Raw genomic sequence first — 17354 nt, 5'->3', positions numbered from 1 at the left:
GAATAGAAATGAGTAGTGAACCACTGGAAGTGCTTTTGTTAAAGGCTGAGATTAAAGTATCGACTTTAGAATTCCTAGAACCTGATCCAGTTCATACTGGCGTAGGAAAGTGGCGTTCAACGAGTTGATAAAGTGAGATGCGTAGACGTTATTTTTCTAGCCGGAAAAATAACGTCTTTTTTATTTGGGGTGACGACATTGTTTATTGCAATCACACCGCACCGAGATTTAACATTACAAGATTTAGAACACTATAGTGCGCTCGCCGCAGACATAGACGGCTTAATATTACGCACGCCTATGCAGAGAGAACAATTAGAGCAATGGATTGAAGGTCTGTTAAGACACGACTTTCCAAAGTATAAATTGATTGCGCATCATGACCTTCAGTTATTGGAACGCCAACACTTAAGTGCGATTCATTTTAAAGAAAGTGCAGAGGAACTAGAGTCATTTATCGAAACACACCCTAATATTCGCGTCAGTCAATCAACACATTCGGCAGCCACAATACAACAGGCAGCCAATTTAGGTCTCAACTTTGTGCTGTACGGACACATTTTTCCTACAAAGTCGAAGCCAGGTTTAGCACCAAGGACAGCCGAAGAAATAAGAGAGGCAGTCGTTCAACCCATACCAGTGGTCGCGTTGGGAGGAATTGCGCTCACGAATATTTCACAATTGCCGAAAGGATTTGCAGGTATCGCAGCAATTTCACTATTTGAAAATGTCACAACGTCAGAGATCAAGGCGTTGAGAAAGGAATGGTCCGATTATGTATGATGTCATCATCATAGGATCTGGAGTCATGGGAATGTCTATCGCGCGAGAATTAAGTGCGAAACAATTAAACGTTGCGGTGTTGGATCGCGATGTGCCAGGTAAGCATGCGTCATATAAAGCAGGAGGCATGCTAGGTGCGCAGAATGAGTTCACGTATTATAGCCCGCTATACGAATTGGCGAGAGAATCGCAGACACGCTTTGAAGAATTGAGTGAGCGTCTGTGGGAAGAAGTTGGCATTGATATTGAGTTTAAACAAACAGGACTCATCAAATTAGCTGCACAGTCGGAAGATAACGACTTTGTGGAAGCGCAGTCGCAATTCTTGAGTAAATATAATCCGCTCGTACGTGATTTGAATCGTGAGGCATTAAAGCGACACACGCATGGTGAAATCGATGTTGCGGGGTTAGCCGCGACGCTTATCCCGGACGACCATCAAATTAACGCAAACAAGTATACGAAAGCATTGCTCAAGTCATTGAATAAGCGCAATGTACATCGTTGGTATCAGACTGAGGCGCAAGCGATTGAACGTACATCTTCAGGTTATGTGGTGCACACAGATCGCGAAAGTTTGACGGCTGAACAAGTCATCGTTGCTGGTGGTGCTTGGAGTGCGGATTTACTTGAAGATGAGGCGTTGAAGCGTCAAGTGACGGGTGTGAAAGGTGAGGTGCTGCTCGTTGAGAATCCTGATCTCCAACTTGAGACAACAGTCTTTATGACCAATGGCTGTTATGTAGTGCCGAAGAATAAATCGCGGTTTCTCATTGGAGCGACGAGCTTGAGAGATGATTATTCAGTAGGTGTTTCTGAAGCAGGTAAAAATTGGCTCTTTGACGAAGCGTGTGCCAAGATACCTGGATTGCGTAACAGTAAGGTATTAAAGCACTGGTCTGGTGTCCGCCCGTATACCCGTGGTGAACAGCCGATTATGGACGAAATAGAAGAAGGGTTGTTCGTTATCACTGGGCATTATCGTAACGGAATTCTGTTGTCGCCTGTTATCGGCGAACTGATGGCAGAATGGCTAGTTGACGGTCAGAAACCCGTGGCACTCAATGACTTTGCGTATGTGAGAGGTGAATTGAATGAAGTGTGTGATTAATGGCGATACGTTTACTTTCGATAATGAATTGTCCGTACATGACGTAATTCAACAGCTTGAATTAGATGAGAAGCGCGTCATTGTCGAGCACAATGAAGATTTGCTCAAGCGAGATCAATATGAGCAAGCCATCGTGAAAGAAGCGGATAAATTAGAATTGTTAGAAGTCGTAGGAGGCGGTTAATATGTTTAAAATTGGAAATTTCGAATTTAAGTCAAGACTATTTTTAGGAACAGGAAAGTTTGAAGATGAAGAGACGCAAACGAAAGCGATTGAAGCATCCGAAACTGAAGTACTTACTTTCGCAGTACGTCGTATGAATTTATATGACAAGTCATTACCTAATCCTTTAGCGAATGTGGATTTAAGTCAATTTACTACTTTTCCAAATACGGCAGGAGCTAAGACAGCTAAAGAAGCGATTCGCATAGCCGAAATTGCGAACCATGCAGGCGTGTGTGACATGATCAAAGTCGAAGTGATCGGTGACGATGAAACGTTACTACCTGATCCGTTTGAGACGTATGAAGCATGTAAAGTGTTGTTAGACAAAGGTTACACAGTTTGCCCGTACATTTCTAACGACCTCGTGTTAGCGAGACGTCTTGAAGAGTTAGGTGTACATGCGGTCATGCCGCTCGCTTCGCCAATCGGCACAGGTCGTGGTATCAATAACCCGTTAAACTTGCGCTATATCATCGAACAAGCCAACGTGCCGGTTATCGTAGACGCAGGTATCGGCTCTCCGAAAGACGTTGCACAAGCGATGGAACTAGGTGCTGACGGTATCTTGTTAAACACGGCTATCTCCAGTGCGAAAGATCCAGTTAAAATGGCTGAAGCAATGAAACTCGGCATTCACGCGGGTCGTCTAGGGTACGAAGCAGGTCGTATTCCTGTGAAATATACAGCTCAAGCCTCTAGCCCAACTGAAGGATTAGGCTATCTATAATGACACGTTATGCACGACAAGCGCGCTTTGGTCCGTTTGGTGAACAAGGGCAAGCTCAATTAGAAGGGCTCCATGTTCTGATTATTGGCGCAGGTGCTTTAGGAAGTCATACGGCTGAAATGCTCGTACGCATGGGTGTAGGACGACTAACGATTGCTGATATGGATATCGTCGAAATGTCGAACTTACACCGACAAGCTGTGTATGATGAGCAGGATGTAGCTGAAATGTTGCCTAAAGTCAAAGCGTTGAAACACAAATTAGCTAATGTGAATTCTCAGGTGCCGATTTCTACATTATATATGGAAGTTACGCCCACGAACATCAGTCAGCTGATTCGTGGGACGCAGCCTGATGTCATTATTGACGGTATGGATAACTTTAGAATGCGTTATCTGATTAATGAAGCAGCGTGCGAAGCGCAAATTCCGTGGATTTATGGCGCAGTAGTTGGAAGTAAAGGAAGTGTTTACGCATTTGACTTTACGGGTCCTTGTTTAAAATGTTTATTCGGGGAGATGCCTGAAACAGCGGAAAGTTGTGCGATTAATGGCATCTTGCCACCTGTAGTGCAACAGGTGGCAAGTATGCAAGTATCAGAGCTATTACGTTATGCCAGTGGTAACGGTTTTTCCAAAAAACTTGTGACGATCGATACCTTCCAAGTCAAGTATCAAACGATGAATGTTGACGCTTTGAAAGATACTGACTGTCGTGTGTGTAGCCAACACGATTACCAGTTATTGAATCATAACGAACACCATCCGATAGAAGATTTGTGTGGCAATGCCATTCGATTTCGTTTTAAGCCTCAAGTCTTCGACCATGCTGAGTTACTTCCGGGAACGATTGTGAAAAGAAATAACTTTGCTACCATTATCCATTATCAAGATTATACCCTTACGTTATTCAAAGATGGACGTATGAACGTACATGGTCTGACAGAAGACACAGATGTTAAGACACTCTTTAATACTATCAATAAAAGTTTCAAATGATTTCGCGTCATAACAAATATATGGGAGAACGTGAGATATAAGATACATGAAGGAAGTGTGGCAAGTCACTTCGCTACGTTACGACTAGGGTATTATAATGTACGAATCTGATACTTACTGATATATAAAGACGCAAGCACAACGAGAGAACAATGAGAAGTTCTCTTATTCCCATTCCTATAACCGTATAATATAAAGAGGTCGGAGCCCGTTCCGACCTCTTTATTTATGGGCTGAGATGGGTATTACAGGTCTTACGTGAGTTTGATTAGCTGTTATTTAAATTATTACTATGCCGGGCGTCTTAAGTTTGAATATTTATTGGCTTCTTTCCTACTTTATTGACCTTTTTGCGGCGATTCATACCAAGATCTTAAAAAGGCCTCAAGAACCTGCGCGAATTGTTCCAGTTCCTCTACTTTAATCTTCTCATCGACACTATGTGCCTCAGTTAAATCACCCGGACCGTAGAGAATAGTTGGAATGCCGAAATACTCGAGCCATCCGCCATCGGTCACGGTTGTACTCATATTCGCTTGTAGCGGTTGATGCATCACTTGTTCGTGAGCACGTTGCAACATCGCATAACCTGGGTGGTCGGTAGGTATCGTAAAGCTTGGAAAGACTTCGTTCTTGTCTTCAATCATAGACGTGCCACCCCAGTCATATTGCAGTGGATTGTTGCGTAACCACACATCTGCTTCGGCTACTTTGTTGAGATAATCCTCAATTTCTGCAACGATCTCATCATGATTCTCGTTAGGTAGATAATGCACAGTAATCCATAACTTACATTCATCGGCTACGAAAGCAGGGTGTCTGCCTCCTTCAATATAAGCTGGATTAATCGTCGTAGAACCTGCAGGCATATCAGGATAAGATTTCGTCACAGCCCAATGGCGCTCGAGTTCATTTAATGCTTGAATAACCTTGGACATCTTCTCAATCGCACTCGCACCGTATAAACCTCCACCTGCATGAATCATTTGTTGGCGCGCACCATCATGTACGGTTTTAGAGCTTTTAACGGTAATCCAACCGGTAATAACTCCGCCCTGACCTTGAGCAACTTGTTCACTGGTGTCGAGCACTAATCCTAAATCGGCTTGTGGTGCGTGTTCACAAGCGGTCTTCGTCCCGGCTTCTCCTACTTCTTCGCCAACTACAGATTGCACGATAATGTCACCTTGAGGTTGAATATTCTCATGACGTAACTTTTCTAATACATATAATAAGGAAGCGACGCCACCTTTCATATCTGCCACACCACGACCGTACAAGTAATCATCGACTTGCGTGAGTTCGAAAGGTGGATAGGTCCAATCGGAACTGTCTCCAACATGCGCGACATCGACGTGACCATTAAGAATGAGCTTAGGTGCTGTAGGATCACTTCCTTTCAACGTCGCGTTAATGATGCTATCGTTCTCATAAAGTGGATAGCGGTTGACTTCGAAGCCCAACGCTTCTAGAAAGTGTTGAATCTCATCTTGAAGAGGATCTGTGTTGCGGGCAGGTGGGCTTTCCGTTTGATACTTAACTAACAATTCAAGTATGTGAAATAATCTCTCATTCATCGTACATCTCCCTTTCATCGTCTTTAGTTAAAGTGTATCAAAGTAGGGGAGATAAGCAACGGAAGCTACAGAGAGAGTGGGGCTGGCGGTGAACGAGGATATTTCATTCAGTCTTAGTAAATATTCTTATTAGCACTTTTTACTTAATATTAGTGATAAATTCTAAGAATTTAAATTAAGTAATAAAACTTCTTTTTTGTCTAAAGATATCTTATTTTCTAGAATTTTAAGAGTAAATGTGGTAATTTGTAGTAAATACTTCATTTAATGCGTTAATTGAAGTATTTACTTTACTATTTTATGTAAGCGCTTACTAAACAAAGGGGACGGTTAAATGAAAAAGAAATTTAAAATGCCGAACACTTTTGTGATTTTATTTGGTTTGCTCACGATTGTTTGGATATTGAGTTTTATTATTCCATCAGGTGAATTTGCTACAAAGGGAAGTAGTAATACAGTTATACCAGGGAGCTTTAAATACGTAGATAGTGGTTTGTTAAATATACTTGATTTATTTAAAGCAATTCCTAAAGGGCTTATTGACACAGCAGATCTTATCTTCTTAGTTCTTATAATGGGAGGAGCGGTTGCAGTTATAGAAGGTGAAGGAACTTTTAATGCTGCAGTTCAAAAATTAGTTGATAAAACAAGTGGTAATAAGTATTTACTTATAATATTCATAGGTATTACTTTCGGTTTGATTCATGGTTTTGGAGTGAGTGCTAATGCAGTTATTGCTTTTATTCCATTGGGAGTTATATTAGCTCGGAAACTTAATTTAGATGCGATTGCCGGCATAGGTATAATATATTTTTCTTATTACGTAGGTGCGGTCTCTCCAATTTTTGATCCTATTGCGTTAGGTGTAGCTCAAAAAATAGCTAAATTGCCTATATTCTCAGGTACTGTTTTTCGAGTTATTACTTTCTGCATATTTATGATTTCTACTATTTCTTATTTAATTTATTATGTGCAAAAAATCTCTAAAGATCCATCTAAAAGTATAATGGGAGAAAAACGATTTTTTGAAAGTGTAAGTGAAGAAGAAAACAATAAGAAAATAGAATTTACATGGAAACATAAGTTAATTATTATTCTATTCTTTTTAACTATACTTCTCTTCGTTTATGGATCTTTACAAAAAGATTGGAACGTAAATGAATTATCAGCGTTATTTATAATAGATGGTGTATTAACTGCCATGGTAGCACGTATTAAACCTAATGAGTTTATTCATACATTTATTAGTGGAGCTAAGAATATTCTATTTGGGGCTTTAATTATTGGAGTTGCTCGTTCTATAACAATATTAATGGAGGAAGGAAAAATTCTAGATACACTCGTTCATAGTGTGTTTATTCCTTTAAGTCATATGCCTACAGTTATCGGTGGAGTAATGATGTTTCTTTTTAATTTGGTATTCAATTTGCTTGTGCCATCTGGGAGCGGGCAAGCAGCAGTAGTCATGCCGTTAATGACGCCACTTTCTGACGTTTTACACATTACCCGTCAAACTGCAGTCATTGCTTTTAAGATGGGTGACGGAATCACCAATATGATTACCCCAGTTTCAGGAACATTAATGGCAGTACTTGCAATTGGTGGTGTACCTTTTTCTAAATGGGTTCGGTTCGCATTACCGCTAGTAATTATCTGGTCAATATTAGCTATTATATTTGTAATAATCGCAATCTTTATACACTATGGACCAGCATAAATTTCAAATAAGGAAAGGAGAATGTATATGGAAAGCATCACTTATCACGAACCAAGTCTTTCGAACTTTGATCTTTATACATTTGGGGAAGGTAAGGGGCCTGAACTTGTCATTACTGCAGGAATACATGGTGTTGAACAAACAGCAATTTACACAGCATATCAATTCATTGATTATTTTACCCAACATCCTCCTAAAGGTACGGTGAGAATTATACCTATAGTTAACAAGCCAGCTTACTTCAATCGCGACCGTGTTTCACCATATGATCGAATAGATTTAAACCGTATTTTCCCGGGAAATCCTAGTGGTACGCAAACTGAACAACTCGCTCATAAAATATGGGAAGTGACTAGAAATGCTGATTATATCATTGATTTACACTGCTGTGGTGAGCACGGTTCTACTTATATCATGTCACTGTATAGTGAGTATGATCATCAATATACATTAGCACGCAAACTTGGCATTGAGAATATTGTTCATACTGGTGGGGCACGCGGACAGTTATTTCTTGAAGCTTGTCATGAGGGGCAGCAGGCGATGCTGATTGAAATGAAAGGTGGACAGCCAGATGGTGTGGTAGATGTGAGCACTGCTGATTCTACTTTTAAAAAGCTTAAAGATCTCTTCCGTTATACAGGGAATATTCCAAGTGAAAACGATGTCGAAGATAAGTATGTTCAATTTCATCATAAGATGACGACTATGAAATCGAATAGACACGCTTTCTTTCGTCCTTACATGAGTGCTGGTACGCGTTGTAAAAAAGGTGATATCTTAGGTATGTTAGATAATGAAAAGGTACAAGCTCCATTTGATGGTTATATTGCAGCGATTAATCGTCCACGCTATTGTTTTTCAGGAGAGCGTATGGTAAGGATAGCAGAAAATAATATGTAAGGAGATTAAGTAATGACGGATAATGTTATACAAAAGATTGAATCTGAATTCACAACATTAACTGCAGGTAAGAAGAAAGTAGCTAACTATATTCTGAATCATTCACGTGAGGCAAGTTATCTGACCTTAGCTAAATTACAGGAAGTGACTGAGGTTAGCGAAGCTACGATTATACGTTTCGCTTATACGATTGGCTATGGTGGCTATACTGAAATGCAAAACGCGATTAGAGAGTATGTGTTTGACGTCAAAAATAAAACAACTTCTACTTCTAAAAGTTATGTAGAAACTATGGAACGTGATAGAGAACTCATTCAAGAGATGGCTCATACATTAGATGTTAAACAAGTAGATGATATTGTAACATTGCTACATCAAACTCGAACAATATATATTATTGGGAACAATACAGCGTACGGTGCAGCTTATTGGTTCAGTCATGTATTCGCCAATTATAAACCTAATGTGATAATTGTAAATCGCGATCAAGTAAATAGATTTTTAATGGATGTTTCAGAAGAAGATTGTGTAGTAGCCATTTCTTTTCCGCGTTATCACAAAGACACAGTTCACTTTATTAAAAATGCTAAAAAGCAACAGGCTTGCATTATCGGAATTACCGATAGTCGACTCTCACCGATTTACGATATTTCAGATAAAATCTTTCTAGCAAAAACAAACCGTGATGTCAGTGGTTATAACGAGATTGCACCAGTTATTAGTTTATTGAATGTCTTCGTCACAAGATATAGAGAGCGGTATAAAGATGAAGTAAAATCAAGAATCCAAAATTTAGAAAAATTAAATGATAGTTCCGATGATTTGATCGAATAAGGAGGAGATATGATGTCTGACATCCAACATTATATAGAGATGCACAAGGATGAAATTATTAGTGATATCAAACAGTTAGTTCAACTTGAATCACCTACCTCGGACAAAAATGCAGTTGATCAAGCTGGAGACTGGATTCAAAATGCTATTAAAAGATACTTGGGAATTACGCCGAATGTTATTAAACAAAATGAAACAGGGAATCATATTACCTTTGAAATAGGGGAAGGTAAAGAACAAATTTTACTTAGTGGACATTTTGATACAGTTTGGGATAAAGGAGATTTGGAGCTAATTGAAGAAGATAACATAATATATGGGCCGGGAGTTATTGATATGAAGACAGGTGTAGTTCAAATTCTCTGGAGTTTACGTGCTTTAAAGGAGAATAATAAAGCATTGAATAAACGAGTGAAAGTCTTGTTCAATGGAGACCACGAAGGTATCGCTTCTCCCACATCCCGACCGTATATCGAAGAAGCTGCTCGTCAAAGCAAATATGGTTTAGTGGCGGAAGCTGCTACCGGAGAACAAGGCGCGCTCAAGACATTTAGAAAAGGTATCTATCGTTATAAAATCCAATTTCATGGTAAAAATTCGCATGCAGGAAATGACCATGAGAAGGGTGAAAGTGCAATTCTTGAAGCAGCAATATTTACTCAGAAATTAGAAGGTTTAACTGATTATGAAGAAGGGACTACAGTGAATGTTGGCCTAATTAGTGGCGGAACAGGTATTAATGTACGACCGGATTTCGCTGAAATTAAAGTAGATGTAAGAGTCGTCGAGAATGAAATAGGTCAACAAATTGATGAAAAAATAAAGAATTTATCATCAAGTAATGAAAAAATAAAAATAGAAATCGAAGGCGGAGAAGTTCGACCTGTTATGGAAAGAACTAAACAAACAGTAATACTTTTTAATAAGGCGCGGAGTTATGCTAATGAATTAGGCTTTGAACTTGAAGAAGTAGCTGTAGGTGGTGGTAGTGATGGTAGTTTTATTGCAGCCCAAGGCACACCTACATTAGATGGCCTAGGTGGTGTGGGCGGGGGCCCTCATGCCCGTAATGAACATATAAATGTCAATTATGTCTCAGATAGAACTGCTTTATTAGCGACGTTAATTGAGAAGCTATAACTGTTGTAAAAGTTGTTATTAATAATAGCTATTATTTCTTTTTCATAATAAATAAATTCAACTTAAAGTCTCCACATATTCTTAATGAGTGTGGAGGCTTATTTTAGTTCAACCCCGCAAATTTTTCGTACTATTTTTGATTTTTCACTTTTTACAAAATCCCGTTGTTACGCCTTGAAAAACAAATGAAAATGTAGAATAATACAATGCTGAATAGGTTTAATTTTTTGAGTTCGTTTTAATTTAAAACGATAACATAACGATTGATAACCAAATATTGTAAGTTACTTTTTGACTACACGAACTGTCTAGGGTACACAACATTTAAAGCAGTCAGAGGGCGATGATTGCTTTTTTGTTATATCACTTGATAAAGCGCTTACAATATCTCTGGATGAGCACGGGGGAGCTTACACGGTGTCTCAGTATAATCGATGAAACTCACATATTGGGGGATAAAGTCATGACATTTCTTACGATACTACAACTAATCATCAACGTATTAGTTGTAGGAGTTCTACTTTTCGGCATTATTACTGCCATTGCTTTCTATTTCAAAGATAAGACGCAGAAGCATCACAGTGTGTTAAGAAACTATCCATTACTTGCGCGTGTACGTTATTTCTTAGAGAAGATTGGTCCAGAGATGCGTCAATACTTGTTCTCTGAAGATACGCAAGGGAAGCCTTTCTCACGTAGCGATTATAAGAATATCGTTATCGCAGGGAAATATAATTCACGTATGTCCAGTTACGGTACATTGTATCCATATGAAGATGGGTTCTTTATTCAGAACGCCATGTATCCGAAACAAGAATCTGAGCTTAACGTCGATCAGTCACATATGATTTCGACTTTTATCTACAAGATCAAGAACGAACGTCTCTTCAACCGTGATGAGAAGATTCATAAGACTGAAATTGATCCGTTCTATCTCGCGGACGATGATGCGATTGTCTTAGGTAGTCATCTTCAACATCCTTTTACGATTAAAAGGCTCGTGGGTCAGTCAGGTATGAGTTACGGTGCCCTTGGTGGACGTGCGATCACAGCACTTTCCATGGGACTAGGACAAGCTGGAACTTGGATGAATACAGGTGAAGGTGGTCTATCTAAATATCATCTCGAAGGTGGCGCGGATATTATCTTCCAAATCGGACCAGGTATGTTCGGTGTCCGCAATAAAGAAGGCGACTTCGATTTAGATATGTTCTTGAAACAAGCGCGTCGTGAAAAGGTTCGTGCCTTTGAAGTGAAACTTGCTCAAGGTGCGAAGACACGTGGCGGTCACATGGAAGGTAACAAGGTAACAGAAGAAATTGCGGAAATTCGTAATGTGGAACCTTGGAAGACGATTAACTCTCCAAACCGTTTCGCACATATTAACAACAATAAAGAGCTATTGAGTTGGGTGAAGAAACTCGAAACGCATGGTCAGAAGCCAGTTGGTTTCAAGATTGTGGTTAGCCGCGTACATGAAATCGAAGACCTCGTTAAGACGATGGTTGAAACGGATACGTACCCAAGCTTTATCACTGTCGATGGCGGTGAAGGTGGTACAGGTGCGACATTCCAAGAGTTACAAGACGGTGTCGGACTTCCACTCTTCACAGCACTTCCAATCGTTTCAGGCATGTTGGAAAAATACGGTGTGCGCGACAAGGTGAAGATCTTCGCGTCAGGTAAACTCGTAACGCCAGACAAGATTGCGATCGCGCTCGGTCTAGGTGCAGATTTAATCAACGTTGCGCGTGGTATGATGATCAGCGTAGGTTGTATCATGAGTCAACAATGTCACATGAATACGTGTCCAGTTGGGGTTGCGACAACAGATCCTAAACGTGAACGCGCGTTGATTATTGATGAGAAGAAATATCGTGTGACGAACTATATTACGAGCTTACATGAAGGTCTGTTTACAATTGCAGCCGCAGTAGGCGTTTCAAGTCCTACACAGATTACACGCGATCACATCATCTTGAAACGTAAAGACGGTTCACTTCAAACGATTCATGACTATAAATTGAAACTCACAGAGACTGCATTGAAAGGCCAATCTGATTCTGCTTAAATTGAAATTATAGTAGAATAATTAAGAGGAAGTTGAAATCATGCATGGCGTGAAAGAAGGGATAATATGTTATTTCAATTAGACCTCTTTCTAAGAATCTTCGTCGCAGCAGTTTGTGGTTCGGTGATGGGTTACGAACGTGCACAGCGGATGAAAGCTGCGGGTGTACGTACGCATATTCTCGTCAGTGCAGCTTCAGCACTCTTTATCATCATTTCGAAGTATAGTTTCGATGATTTGTTAGGTCAGACGAACATTGCGCTAGACCCATCACGTGTTGCTGCTCAAGTTGTCAGCGGTATCAGCTTTATCGGTGCCGGCACGATTCTGATTCGTAACTCAAACATCAACGGGTTAACGACAGCAGCAGGATTATGGATCATGTCAGGTATTGGTATGGCGCTCGGTGCTGGCATGTACTTTATTGGGATCGTTACGACGATTCTGATTGTGATTATCCAATACTTTATGCGTGCGCGTTTCCTTCATGAGATTATCATTCGTAAAGAGACGATTAAATTTACGATTGAAGCCTCTTATACACCTCAGTTGAAACGCGAGATTGTAGAATTGTTGGAGTCACACGGTATCGAACGTATTTCTTTCTATATCTTTAAGATAGATCGAGATATGATTTATCTGAATGTGACAGGTAAAGTGGCAGCGAAAGGTTACGACAACAATGCGATGATTGAGAACTTAGTTAATTTAGATGATATTAAAGCTGTAGGTTAATATAGAACGCTCATAGAAGTTGTAGTTTAGCTTCTATGAGCGTTTTTTGATGGTAAAAGGGGATTGAGTGATGCTGGTGGTAAAAGGCGGAGAGGGTCACGAGTGAAGTGAATAATGAAACGGGATGAAAGAGTGTAATAGAAAGGAGGTAATGTAGATAAATATATATCATTATGTTATCGTTGATTATAAATTTTTGATAAAAGGATAATTTATGTGAAGAAAATATTTTATGTTATAGGAATTCTCGTTATTTTAGCGGTAGCGTATATTATTGCGAACTTTTTCTTATTTGATGTCTGGGCATGTCACTCGGGTGAAAAGCAATTGAACCAGTATGTAAAAGATTAGAATAATGCAAAGTTGAGAAAAGTAGCTAATGATAATAGTACATATCACTTTTTAAAGACTCAGAAGCATATTTCTATTGAAAGACAGGCCGATAACCAAGGAAGTGGGCATGTAGGATATTATCGTGTAGAAGTGAACGGTCAACCGGCTGAATTAGAAATGGAGATCCAGTATGGCTTTCTTCCTGAAATTCCGAAGATTAAAAGTGTGGAGTTGGACCACTAATCACGGTATTAGTATATCAACGTTTCTAACTATTATGGAATGCAAAACTAAAATGAAGACGACGCATACGAACGCTAGTCGTCTTCATTTCAGTTACAACCGGTATAAATTTCTATGATTTACGCCCGAATGCCATTATTTTATCTGCAGCTACGATATAACCTGGCTCATCGTATGGTTGATCTTCGGCAACTTTACGTACATTTGCTTGATACTCGTCAAGATGGTCGAGAATGTGTGAAGCTTCACTTTTAATATCCTCGGCTGAAATGTGGGCTGTATCCATATGCGTGCCAATATTCAGCTCTGCGATACGCTTCGCCACAAACGGTTGGTCTGCGCCTTGAGGAAACGCGATCAACGGCACATGATAATAAATCCCTTCGTTGGTACTGTTCATGCCACCATGAGTGAGAAAGAGATCTGCACGTTTCAACACTTCAAGCTGTGGCACATACGACTTCACGATAAAGTTGTCAGGGAAGTCATTCAGCGCATTCAGCACATCTGGATTACTGATCGACATAAGCACAGTCGCATCGATATCGCTGAAAGCTTCAACGCATTGTTCAAAGAAACGTTGATTGCTGTTAAATACCGTTCCAAGCGAAATGTAAATAAGTGGACGTGAATTATCAATATTATTAAGAAATTCAGTGTCTTGTTCGACGTGACGTAGTGAAGGTCCAGCGTAAATAAATTGGTCATCTGGTATAAGGTTCTTATTGGACTGGAAACCTTTCATAACGAAAGTGATATTGAGATCAGCAGGATTCTGCATCACCACGTAGCGGGAAGGGATCTCGACATCGTATTTCGTTTCTATATGCTGTTTCAGATCGTCGAAGATGTTATCAGCTTTCGCAACTTCATCATCACTTAGGACATGCGCCATACCCTCTAATTTCTGGTCGAAAGTCGTCTTATTTTCAGCGAAAGAGGCGTAGAGTGAGATAGACGGAATGTCGAGATGTTGCGCAATGCAGTAGCCCATGCTGAACATTGAGTCGTAGATGAGATAGTCGTAGTGCTCACCTTTAATACCATTTAGCACTTCAGGAATCACCACATTGCCCATCCGTAGTAGACCGTTAATGACATTAAAGAGGTTATCGTTACCATAATGTCGAAATTGGGTCATCAGCGCTTCTGTCGAAATCGGTCGAATTTCCGCACCAGTTTGTTTGAGTTTGTCTGCGAAATTGTCTGAGGCGTAGTAAACGACGTGTTCGCCTTGTTCAACGAGTCGCTGTACGACTGAAATCGTCGGATTGATATGACCTTCTGATCCGACGTTAACCATCAAGACGTTACTCATGAGATTGTCCTCCTTTTGTAGATTTATGCAAAGACATTTTATCATTTTTAGAATTTTAAAATGTAATAAAAACTATTGCTAATACAAAATAAGCTAACGCACTAAAAAAGGACGGAACTGAAATCATTACGATTTCTCGTCCCATCCTGAAATAGATCAACTTTACTTATGTGTCTGACTTGCGCTTAGTCTTTCTTCAACGCGTAAATTAATGCGCCGATTAAGCCAAATGTTGCTGCGGCAAATACGACGTTCATGATGACGAGTGTTTCAATGATGACTGAGTCTTTGCCTAAGCGTTCGAATGCATTCTGCTGCATTTCTTGTTCAGAATTCCAATCGCCTTCAGCTTCTGCGCGTGACGGCTTATCTTCAATATCTTTCGCCATACGTTCATCGATCATACTCATTCAATATCACTCCTTGTCTGTTTCATTATTTCATTTCCCGTTTGGAGTAAAATCAATCATACGTCTAGGAAGAGATGAGCCAAGTCGTTTCACTTTCAGCTGATTTGAGTGCGTAAGTGTACGTATTTATGCCTAACTGTCTTGTCAGATAAAATAATTGAAATAAGAACTTTCTACGAATTAACTCATTTATCAGAGAAGTTTGAAGTTTAATTATTGACATTGATTATCAATTTCATAAAAATAGAGTAAGTAATCAGTGAAAATGAAACCAAAATAGGTAGGCATTCTTCCTAACTGTTTAAAAACTATGCCTATCTGTTAAATCGGAATATCTCAGTGATTAAAATATTTCATTTTAAGCATACAAAGAAGTATGACATGAAAGACAAAATATGGAATTGATTACACTTAAGAAAGGTTAAATATGAAACAATAGCGTATTTTGAAACAACAATTTTGTTAAAAATTTGCCTAGATGTTCAGATACTATGCCTATCTGTAATGTAGGGATAAGATAATGAAACATTGTGACAGGATGAGTGCAACGGAACTGGTGCCTAACTGTCGAGGATGGTTCAAAAATCATAAAATGCGAATAACTACTTATGAGTAATTGAAAAACATTACCTCACATTTAAGACTGCCTTCCTACTCAAAAAGTGAAAATGATAAATGGGGGAATTATCATGCCGAAGAAATTATTTCACGTAGACCTAAATAAGAAGATGGATCAACAAGATCACCCAGGACATAACCGATGGCATCCAGACATTCCAGCAGCATTCTCAGTAGATCCAGGGGAATCTTTCCGTATGGAATGTTTAGACTGGACAGATGGCCAAGTCGGTAATAACGACGATCCAAGTGATATTAAATATGCGAATTTAAACCGCGTCCACGTATTGAGTGGTCCTGTCCACGTGAATGGCGTTGAGCCGGGAGACTTACTTGTCGTAGATATTTTAGATATTGGGGCTTTTCCAGAACATGAATGGGGCTTCAATGGTATTTTTGATAAAACGAATGGCGGCAGTTTCTTAGTCGATCATTACCCTGATGCGCAGAAATCCATTTGGGACTTTAATGGTGTTTATGCGACGAGTCGTCACGTACCAGGTGTTGAATTTACAGGGGTCATCCATCCTGGACTTATCGGTGTAGCGCCTTCTCAAGAAATGTTAGATGAATGGAACCGTCGCGAGAAGAAACTCGTAGAACAAGATCCTGATCGCGAACCACCATTCGCATACTTACCAGATACGGACCAAGTCGTTGCCGGAACATTGAAAGGTAAAGACTTTGACAAAGTAGCCAAAGAAGGTGCCCGTACAGTACCTCCACGTGAAAACGGTGGTAACTATGATATCAAGAACCTATCTCGTGGTTCACGTGTCTATTTCCCAGTTCATGTTGACGGTGCGAAACTGTCAATCGGTGACTTACACTTCTCACAAGGTGATGGTGAAATCACATTCTGTGGTGGAATCGAAATGCCAGGTTGGGTCGACTTGCGCGTGAATGTGATTAAAGGCGGTATGGACAAATATCAAATCAAGAAGAATCCGGCATTCAAACCAAGTCCATTGCTACCGAACTACAATGACTACATCGTCTTCGAAGGTATTTCAGTAGATGAATTTAGCGGTGAACAAACATACTTAAACGCGAATACAGCGTATCGTAATGCATGTCTCAACGCGATTGAGTTCTTGAAGACACGTGGTTTCACTGGTGAACAAGCCTTCATGTTACTCGGTTCAGCTCCCGTTCAAGGTACTGTTGCAGGAATTGTCGACGTACCAAACTCTTGCTGTACGATTGCCTTACCACGCGAAATCTTCAAAGGCGACATTATGCCTAAATTGGATCCTGAAGACTAATGCCAAACTATACTTACGAATGTCCTGACTGTGCAGAGTTCACGATTAGACAGTCGATGAACGCGAATCACGACGAGGCAGAGTGTCCTAAGTGCGGGCAACGTTCCACGCGTGTCTTTAGCGCTCCGCAGACAGGACGCATGGATTCGAAATTGAAGAAACGTATTGAACGCGGACAGGAACCACGTCTTGTAAAAGGCAAAGATTTGCCGAAACAACAGAAGAAACCGAATAAAAATGCTCGTCCTTGGATGACAGGGCATTAAACTTATTATTAGTCACTTCTTGAAGAGGTTGAAGATATCCGCCTGCAAGAAGTGGCTTTTCAGTGTCATAAAAAAGCAC

At 40.0% G+C, this 17354-nt stretch carries 17 protein-coding genes and 1 riboswitch; of the genes, 14 read left to right on the top strand and 3 right to left on the bottom strand.

Going from position 1 to position 17354, the window contains the following annotated elements; all coding sequences use genetic code 11:
- Window positions 1–15: 15 nt before the first annotated feature.
- A riboswitch (TPP riboswitch) is annotated at window positions 16–125 on the top strand.
- A gap of 73 nt (window positions 126–198) precedes the next feature.
- From CD039_RS09575 to CD039_RS09555, 5 genes are read left to right on the top strand one after another with little or no spacing between them, the layout of a single operon-like run.
- Complete coding sequence (locus CD039_RS09575) at window positions 199–783, top strand: thiamine phosphate synthase (RefSeq protein WP_142384383.1); 585 nt, start codon at window positions 199–201, stop codon at window positions 781–783.
- Window positions 776–1894, top strand: a complete 1119-nt coding sequence (gene thiO / locus CD039_RS09570; RefSeq protein WP_103372118.1) for a glycine oxidase ThiO — start codon at window positions 776–778, stop codon at window positions 1892–1894. The genes CD039_RS09575 and thiO overlap by 8 nt, the downstream gene beginning before the upstream one ends.
- Window positions 1878–2078: a sulfur carrier protein ThiS gene (gene thiS, locus CD039_RS09565; RefSeq protein ID WP_103372117.1), complete on the top strand. Its 201-nt coding sequence runs from the start codon at window positions 1878–1880 to the stop codon at window positions 2076–2078. Before thiO ends, thiS begins: the two co-directional genes overlap by 17 nt.
- 1 nt (window position 2079) lies before the next feature.
- Entirely contained in the window at window positions 2080–2847 is a 768-nt protein-coding gene (locus CD039_RS09560; protein ID WP_002472666.1) for a thiazole synthase, read from the top strand.
- Window positions 2847–3845, top strand: coding sequence for a ThiF family adenylyltransferase (locus CD039_RS09555; protein WP_103372116.1), 999 nt, complete (start codon window positions 2847–2849; stop codon window positions 3843–3845). The genes CD039_RS09560 and CD039_RS09555 overlap by 1 nt, the downstream gene beginning before the upstream one ends.
- Window positions 3846–4183: 338 nt before the next feature.
- Here CD039_RS09555 and CD039_RS09550 read toward each other — a convergent pair whose 3' ends face one another.
- A complete protein-coding gene (locus tag CD039_RS09550; RefSeq protein WP_103372115.1) occupies window positions 4184–5422 on the bottom strand; it encodes an acetylornithine deacetylase in 1239 nt (412 codons plus the stop codon).
- 334 nt (window positions 5423–5756) lie between these two features.
- On the opposite strand from CD039_RS09550, the gene CD039_RS09545 reads away from it, so the two are divergent.
- The 7 genes from CD039_RS09545 to CD039_RS12095 all read left to right on the top strand — a co-directional run bounded on the left by CD039_RS09545 (window position 5757) and on the right by CD039_RS12095 (window position 13398).
- A complete protein-coding gene (locus tag CD039_RS09545; RefSeq protein WP_240595133.1) occupies window positions 5757–7139 on the top strand; it encodes a YfcC family protein in 1383 nt (460 codons plus the stop codon).
- 27 nt (window positions 7140–7166) lie between these two features.
- On the top strand, window positions 7167–8042 hold the full coding sequence (locus CD039_RS09540; protein ID WP_167386256.1) for a succinylglutamate desuccinylase/aspartoacylase family protein: 876 nt from the start codon (window positions 7167–7169) through the stop codon (window positions 8040–8042).
- A 12-nt stretch (window positions 8043–8054) separates the two neighbouring features.
- Window positions 8055–8876: a MurR/RpiR family transcriptional regulator gene (locus CD039_RS09535; protein WP_103372113.1), complete on the top strand. Its 822-nt coding sequence runs from the start codon at window positions 8055–8057 to the stop codon at window positions 8874–8876.
- A gap of 12 nt (window positions 8877–8888) precedes the next feature.
- Window positions 8889–10016, top strand: coding sequence for a M20 family metallopeptidase (locus CD039_RS09530; RefSeq protein WP_167386255.1), 1128 nt, complete (start codon window positions 8889–8891; stop codon window positions 10014–10016).
- A gap of 463 nt (window positions 10017–10479) precedes the next feature.
- Window positions 10480–12087 carry an FMN-binding glutamate synthase family protein gene (locus tag CD039_RS09525; RefSeq protein ID WP_103372111.1) on the top strand — a complete coding sequence of 536 codons (1608 nt, stop codon included), beginning with the start codon at window positions 10480–10482 and terminating at the stop codon, window positions 12085–12087.
- A gap of 66 nt (window positions 12088–12153) precedes the next feature.
- Window positions 12154–12822: an MgtC/SapB family protein gene (locus tag CD039_RS09520; RefSeq protein ID WP_002472642.1), complete on the top strand. Its 669-nt coding sequence runs from the start codon at window positions 12154–12156 to the stop codon at window positions 12820–12822.
- A gap of 363 nt (window positions 12823–13185) precedes the next feature.
- A complete protein-coding gene (locus tag CD039_RS12095; RefSeq protein WP_240595131.1) occupies window positions 13186–13398 on the top strand; it encodes a hypothetical protein in 213 nt (70 codons plus the stop codon).
- 112 nt (window positions 13399–13510) lie between these two features.
- Here the strand turns inward: CD039_RS12095 and CD039_RS09510 are convergent, their stop codons facing one another.
- Window positions 13511–14716 carry a macrolide family glycosyltransferase gene (locus CD039_RS09510; RefSeq protein ID WP_103372110.1) on the bottom strand — a complete coding sequence of 402 codons (1206 nt, stop codon included), beginning with the start codon at window positions 14714–14716 and terminating at the stop codon, window positions 13511–13513.
- A 185-nt stretch (window positions 14717–14901) separates the two neighbouring features.
- On the bottom strand, window positions 14902–15126 hold the full coding sequence (locus tag CD039_RS09505; protein ID WP_103372109.1) for a hypothetical protein: 225 nt from the start codon (window positions 15124–15126) through the stop codon (window positions 14902–14904).
- Between the two features lie 689 nt (window positions 15127–15815).
- On the opposite strand from CD039_RS09505, the gene fmdA reads away from it, so the two are divergent.
- The gene (gene fmdA / locus CD039_RS09500; protein ID WP_103372108.1) at window positions 15816–17009 is read left to right on the top strand and encodes a formamidase; all 1194 of its coding nucleotides are present in this window, start codon (window positions 15816–15818) and stop codon (window positions 17007–17009) included.
- On the top strand, window positions 17009–17275 hold the full coding sequence (locus tag CD039_RS09495; protein WP_049408304.1) for an FmdB family zinc ribbon protein: 267 nt from the start codon (window positions 17009–17011) through the stop codon (window positions 17273–17275). The genes fmdA and CD039_RS09495 overlap by 1 nt, the downstream gene beginning before the upstream one ends.
- Window positions 17276–17354 lie beyond the last annotated feature (79 nt).

It is taken from the genome of Staphylococcus argensis (assembly GCF_002902305.1).
GTDB lineage: Bacteria > Bacillota > Bacilli > Staphylococcales > Staphylococcaceae > Staphylococcus > Staphylococcus argensis.
This window is presented reverse-complemented; position numbering and strand designations above follow the sequence as displayed.

Excerpts from the sequence above, each read along its gene's own strand:
- thiO (WP_103372118.1), top strand. The coding sequence starts at position 776 with ATGTATGATGTCATCATCATAGGATCTGGAGTCATGGGAATGTCTATC.
- thiS (WP_103372117.1), top strand. The coding sequence starts at position 1,878 with ATGAAGTGTGTGATTAATGGCGATACGTTTACTTTCGATAATGAATTG.
- CD039_RS09560 (WP_002472666.1), top strand. The coding sequence starts at position 2,080 with ATGTTTAAAATTGGAAATTTCGAATTTAAGTCAAGACTATTTTTAGGA.
- CD039_RS09555 (WP_103372116.1), top strand. The coding sequence starts at position 2,847 with ATGACACGTTATGCACGACAAGCGCGCTTTGGTCCGTTTGGTGAACAA.
- CD039_RS09550 (WP_103372115.1), bottom strand. The coding sequence starts at position 5,422 with ATGAATGAGAGATTATTTCACATACTTGAATTGTTAGTTAAGTATCAA.
- CD039_RS09545 (WP_240595133.1), top strand. The coding sequence starts at position 5,757 with ATGAAAAAGAAATTTAAAATGCCGAACACTTTTGTGATTTTATTTGGT.
- CD039_RS09540 (WP_167386256.1), top strand. The coding sequence starts at position 7,167 with ATGGAAAGCATCACTTATCACGAACCAAGTCTTTCGAACTTTGATCTT.
- CD039_RS09535 (WP_103372113.1), top strand. The coding sequence starts at position 8,055 with ATGACGGATAATGTTATACAAAAGATTGAATCTGAATTCACAACATTA.
- CD039_RS09530 (WP_167386255.1), top strand. The coding sequence starts at position 8,889 with ATGTCTGACATCCAACATTATATAGAGATGCACAAGGATGAAATTATT.
- CD039_RS09525 (WP_103372111.1), top strand. The coding sequence starts at position 10,480 with ATGACATTTCTTACGATACTACAACTAATCATCAACGTATTAGTTGTA.
- CD039_RS09520 (WP_002472642.1), top strand. The coding sequence starts at position 12,154 with ATGTTATTTCAATTAGACCTCTTTCTAAGAATCTTCGTCGCAGCAGTT.
- CD039_RS09510 (WP_103372110.1), bottom strand. The coding sequence starts at position 14,716 with ATGAGTAACGTCTTGATGGTTAACGTCGGATCAGAAGGTCATATCAAT.
- CD039_RS09505 (WP_103372109.1), bottom strand. The coding sequence starts at position 15,126 with ATGAGTATGATCGATGAACGTATGGCGAAAGATATTGAAGATAAGCCG.
- fmdA (WP_103372108.1), top strand. The coding sequence starts at position 15,816 with ATGCCGAAGAAATTATTTCACGTAGACCTAAATAAGAAGATGGATCAA.
- CD039_RS09495 (WP_049408304.1), top strand. The coding sequence starts at position 17,009 with ATGCCAAACTATACTTACGAATGTCCTGACTGTGCAGAGTTCACGATT.